Here is a 4513-nt window from a genome sequence, read left to right as displayed (position 1 = left end):
GACGTTTGATGCGATCAGTTACGCATTGGCAAAGCAGGTTCCGGCAATGGAGAGCGGATTCACGATCTCGACCAGCTACGGCGATATCCAGATCAGCGCCGCCGACGCTCGTGCTGTTGCGTCTGTTGTAGAGCGGATCCTGACCCGAAAGCTCGATGCGGCGCGGCCACGCTTGCCGAAACCCGACAAGGCGCTCACACGTTGCGCTGCTGCCCGTGACGGCGACTGTTCGCACGCTCAATGCCCGCAAGAGCGCGATGGCGAACCGGTGAAATCTGGTCGGCACTGCCCTCTCGATATCAAGGATGACGACGATGCATGAACTCAAGACCGTGACGTTTGATGCGACGAACCACCGTGCGCTGATTGAGCGGGCCGCAGAAATAATTCAAGCCGGCGCTGATAGCCTGAAGGAAACCCATTGCCTGAATGGCGACTGGCGCGATTCTGACTTGGCTCGTAGGGATTACTACGATGAACTCGCCGTTGTAGGGAAACTCAGAGCCATGCTCGCAGCCGCACAGAGCGCAGACCATTCCGGTGAAGCCACCGAAAAGGTCGACCATGTTGCGGACTCGCGCAATATGGTTGCCGCACAGAGCGCAGGGCAAGAAGCGGTGGTGTATTTCGTGCACGACAACGAAGGCGGATACAACGAGTTCAAGAGCGACGCGGAACGCGACGCCGCTCATAAGTCCGCCATCGAAGGCTATCTCGATGATGGTTGGAGCGAAGAAGTCGACAGTGTCGTGTCCGGCATCGTCACCCACAAGACGGTCAAGTGCAACGTCGAGCCACGGCCGGAATCTTGCGCCGAGCACCCCGAGAATGACGGTGAAAACTGCGACGCGTGCGAAGCCTGGAACGAGTATCCCGACCACGAATTCGATTACTGCTGCAGCTACGAGCCGGAAGCATTGGCCGCCGCGCCCGTGAGTGACGGCGAGCGCAACTGGCCGCATGCCCCCGAGACGCGCGAGCAGGACATCGAGAAGACGTGGGTCGACTTCTGGAAGCCGCTCGTCACGAACGAAGATGGCTCGCTAAATCTCGACGCACTCAAAGCTGAACTTTCGGACTATGCCACGCTGATGGACTACGTCCCGAGCGTGTATATGCACGCCACGGGCGGCCGCATTTCGAAGCAACTTACACACCCAAGCGCTGTGTGCAGCGTGATCGACAACTACATTCAGGACTTGGAACAGGAATGGCTGGCCGAGCGCGCCGCAGATGCGGTGCAGGTGGGCGGCCTCGATGATCTGGAGAAAGGCGCAATTCAAGATGCAATCGACTCCGTGCTAAAAACGCAGCCTCCCGGCTGGCCCTACGTGGTCGGAGTTCTGAAGCGCTTATGCGCCGCCCTCACGTCTCCCGCGAAGGTGGGCGGGGATGATCGACAGGTGTTCGAGGCATGGGTGCGCACAGATGCTCTGCCCTTCGACAGTGAGAACGGGAGCGATCCTTGCCGTCGAGGACAGACTGGCTATGCGGAAGACCATGTGGAAACTGCGTGGGTCGCATGGCAAGCCGCGATGGCGCGTGCAAGGGGCTGGAGCGAGCAGCACGCCCGCGATAGCGCAGAGTTGCGTCGGCTATGTGCTGCCCGTGATGAAGCTCGCCGTACTGCCGAGTATTGGAAGGCAGAGCATCTGGCCGGGAATGTTGAGATTGAACGGCTCAAGAAACTGCTTGAGGCGAAGATGGGCGGGGATGAGCGGGAGGCGTTTGAGAAGTGGAAAAGAACCGTGCCGCCGTGCCATGCCGAAGAACTCGCGTTCTTGCGTCAGGGATTCAGTGCGGGATGGAAGCTTGGCCGCGCCACGCTGGCGGCGGATGGTGGAAACACCATCGCACAGAATAAAGCCGCGTTCCTTAAATCTGAGGGAGCAGTTGACGCTGGCGTAATGCTTCGCGCCGGGGATCGTATCGCTCTCGTCACCCATCAGGGCCGAGTCGAGTGGTTCGACGCTAACGAATTTGGCGGCATTCAGTTGTCGGCGGATGGCAGAGAGGACAAGCGGGATGCGGAGGTCGCGCGCCTGATCGAGGCGCTGACGTTCTACGCTGAAGGCCACCACTTCATGCGTGCCAATGAAGACGCGTGGGACACAGTATCCGGCGAACCGCAGAATTTTTGGTGCGATGAGGCGGACACCGCAATGGTCGAAGACGGGACTGTCGCTAAGATCGCCATTGCCGCCAATCAGGCCGGCAAAGGGGAGGAGTGATGGGCCTCTCCTTCGAAGTCGCCAATCGATTGCTCTCGTATGACCCGGAAACCGGCGTGATCACGCGCAAGAAATTCAATGCCGGAAAGGTCGCCACGTTCGTGGCCCCTCGGGGTCATCTCTATGTCTCATGCGCAGACGGAACATACCGCGCGCATCGTGTGGCGTGGCTGCTGTATTACGGTGAAGAGCCGAACGGAATTCTCGATCACATCGACATGGACAAGCAGAACAATCGCATTGCCAATCTGCGCATTGTCGGGCGGTCGGAAAACTCCATCAATCGCCGCATCAACGCGAACAACACTTCAGGATATCGCGGCGTCACCTATAACAGGAAAGCTCGGAAGTGGCAGGCGAAGATAGGTCGCTATGGCGTCAAGAACCTCGGATTCTTCGACACAGCGGAGGAAGCGGCCCATGAGTTCAACAAGGCTGCCATTCGACTCCATGGGGAATATGCCGTCCTGAATCCGGTCTTCGGACACGTTGAACAGTCAGATATGGCAGCGCCGCGCTCGAACAATAGGCTCGGATTTCGTGGGGTGGTGGCCAAGCCGAACGGCGTCTATTCGGCAGAAATTCGAGTGGGCTACCGGAAAGTGCATCTGGGTTACTTCGGAACGGCAGAGGAAGCGCATTCGGCATACGCGGTGGCCCTCGCGTCGAAGCAATCCTCTCAGGCAGCGGAGGAGCGGAAATCGTGAGCGCCATTATCAGCCCTTGCGGTCAGTATCGCTATACCCTGACGCGCGACGCGCACGATGCGTTCGCCACGCGCGGCCCCGCCCTGTTCATCATGCTCAATCCAAGCACCGCTGACGCTATCCTCGACGATCCTACTATCCGCCGGTGCCGCGGCTTCGCGCGCACGTGGGACTGCGACGGCATCGTCGTGGCGAACCTGTATGCCATGCGCGCCACCAATCCAGACGAGTTGTGGAAGCATCCGGACCCGGTAGGCCCGCTGAACGACCAGTACTTGCGCGAACTCGCCGCCAAACATGAGACGGTTGTCTGCGCCTGGGGCACGAACGCTCGCCCCGAGCGCGCGCAGGCCGTGCGAGAGATATTCAGCCGGCGCCATCATCAGTTGATGTGCCTCGGCGTCACCAAGGACGGCTCGCCGCGACACCCGCTCTACGTGCGCGGCGACCAGCCGCTAATCGAGTGGCCGGTGCGCGTCGACGGCGCTAAGGGGGCGTGATGAGAAGGCATTCCAGACTAGAGTTCAACACCCTGAATCAATGCCCATGCCCCAAGAGCCTCGTTGCGAAGTCCAGTAAGCAACTTCACGTCTTCATCAGTAAGTGGGGTGAAGCCGATATAGGTGCGCGCAAGAACAAGTCGGTTTGTCTGCATCAACGAACGCCGGAGTGTACCTATTGCTTCAAGCTGATCTCGGTCCCGTGCTCGTTGACGACACCAGGCCAGTCGTTCAAGCAAGTCAGCAACGTCGTTGTCTTCGATCTTGATACTGATAGGCAAGGCTTCGCGGCAGCCAATGAACTGATTCAGAAAGTCCAGCACATCAGAACTCATCCAGCGAGCCTCGACTTCATATTGAAAAGCGTTGGCCTGCTCGGATTCGGCACGAAGATCACGGTCACGTTTTCGCTGGTCATTCGCAATCGCGAACGCACCCATTATGGCTGCGATCGACCCGATCGCCTGTACCCAAGCAGCCCAATCGGATACCGAAAGGCAAAAGACCGAACGCACCGCAATTACCCCGCCAACTGCAAACACAGTCGCGCAATAAGCCCAAAGTGCCCTTGGAACGCCCATCCAGAACGTCATCACGCCTCCCTCATTTTTCTTCGAGGAATCCTAGCATGAGACAGAACGAGATCATTCTGGGCGACTGCCGGGAGGTGGTGTGAGCGACAGCGAATGCGTCGTCTGCGGCGGCCACGCTGAATGGCTATGTGACTTCCAACTCGGGTGGCCTATCGCGGGCTATTTCAAAGACGGTAAGCCCTACACAGGAACAATGCCGGATGGTTCGTTTTCGTTGCCCTACACCTGTGACGCGCCGCTGTGCAATGCCTGCAAACGCTACCAGCACATGTTTCATGTAAGCGGTGCGCGCGGATGGACTGAGTCTGTCGACTTCTGCCCTATTCACGCAGCAGCCGATAAGCCCAGAGTTGAGCCTATACCAGCCCCAGAGGCAGACCGTCGACGGCGAGACATTTGGGCGCAATACCGAAGAGCAAGGATTTTCGAAGCATGACCACCCACCCGGCCACGGCCGAAGCACTGAAAGAGATTCTGCGGGT

The 4513-nt window shown here is 58.9% G+C and carries 5 protein-coding genes; 4 read left to right on the top strand and 1 reads right to left on the bottom strand.

What is annotated here, in order from left to right:
- The 4 genes from PTE31013_RS24610 to PTE31013_RS24595 all read left to right on the top strand — a co-directional run.
- A partial coding sequence (locus tag PTE31013_RS24610) for a hypothetical protein (RefSeq protein ID WP_150615200.1) occupies positions 1-322 on the top strand: 322 nt, incomplete at its 5' end.
- Positions 315-2231, top strand: coding sequence for a hypothetical protein (locus PTE31013_RS24605; RefSeq protein ID WP_150615199.1), 1917 nt, complete (start codon positions 315-317; stop codon positions 2229-2231). The genes PTE31013_RS24610 and PTE31013_RS24605, both read left to right, overlap by 8 nt.
- The gene (locus PTE31013_RS25030) at positions 2231-2938 is read left to right on the top strand and encodes an HNH endonuclease (RefSeq protein ID WP_150615198.1); all 708 of its coding nucleotides are present in this window, start codon (positions 2231-2233) and stop codon (positions 2936-2938) included. Before PTE31013_RS24605 ends, PTE31013_RS25030 begins: the two co-directional genes overlap by 1 nt.
- Positions 2935-3438 carry a DUF1643 domain-containing protein gene (locus PTE31013_RS24595; protein WP_150615197.1) on the top strand — a complete coding sequence of 168 codons (504 nt, stop codon included), beginning with the start codon at positions 2935-2937 and terminating at the stop codon, positions 3436-3438. Before PTE31013_RS25030 ends, PTE31013_RS24595 begins: the two co-directional genes overlap by 4 nt.
- Positions 3439-3455: 17 nt before the next feature.
- On the opposite strand, the gene PTE31013_RS24590 is transcribed toward PTE31013_RS24595, so the two are convergent.
- Positions 3456-4031, bottom strand: a complete 576-nt coding sequence (locus PTE31013_RS24590; protein ID WP_150615196.1) for a hypothetical protein — start codon at positions 4029-4031, stop codon at positions 3456-3458.
- Between the last annotated feature and the right edge of the window lie 482 nt (positions 4032-4513).

The sequence above is a fragment of the Pandoraea terrigena genome, assembly GCF_902459705.1.
Classification (GTDB): domain Bacteria; phylum Pseudomonadota; class Gammaproteobacteria; order Burkholderiales; family Burkholderiaceae; genus Pandoraea; species Pandoraea terrigena.
Note: the sequence above shows the minus strand (reverse complement) of the source record. Positions and strands in the feature narration are given on the sequence as shown.

Excerpts from the sequence above, each read along its gene's own strand:
- PTE31013_RS24605 (WP_150615199.1), top strand. The coding sequence starts at position 315 with ATGCATGAACTCAAGACCGTGACGTTTGATGCGACGAACCACCGTGCG.
- PTE31013_RS25030 (WP_150615198.1), top strand. The coding sequence starts at position 2,231 with ATGGGCCTCTCCTTCGAAGTCGCCAATCGATTGCTCTCGTATGACCCG.
- PTE31013_RS24590 (WP_150615196.1), bottom strand. The coding sequence starts at position 4,031 with ATGACGTTCTGGATGGGCGTTCCAAGGGCACTTTGGGCTTATTGCGCG.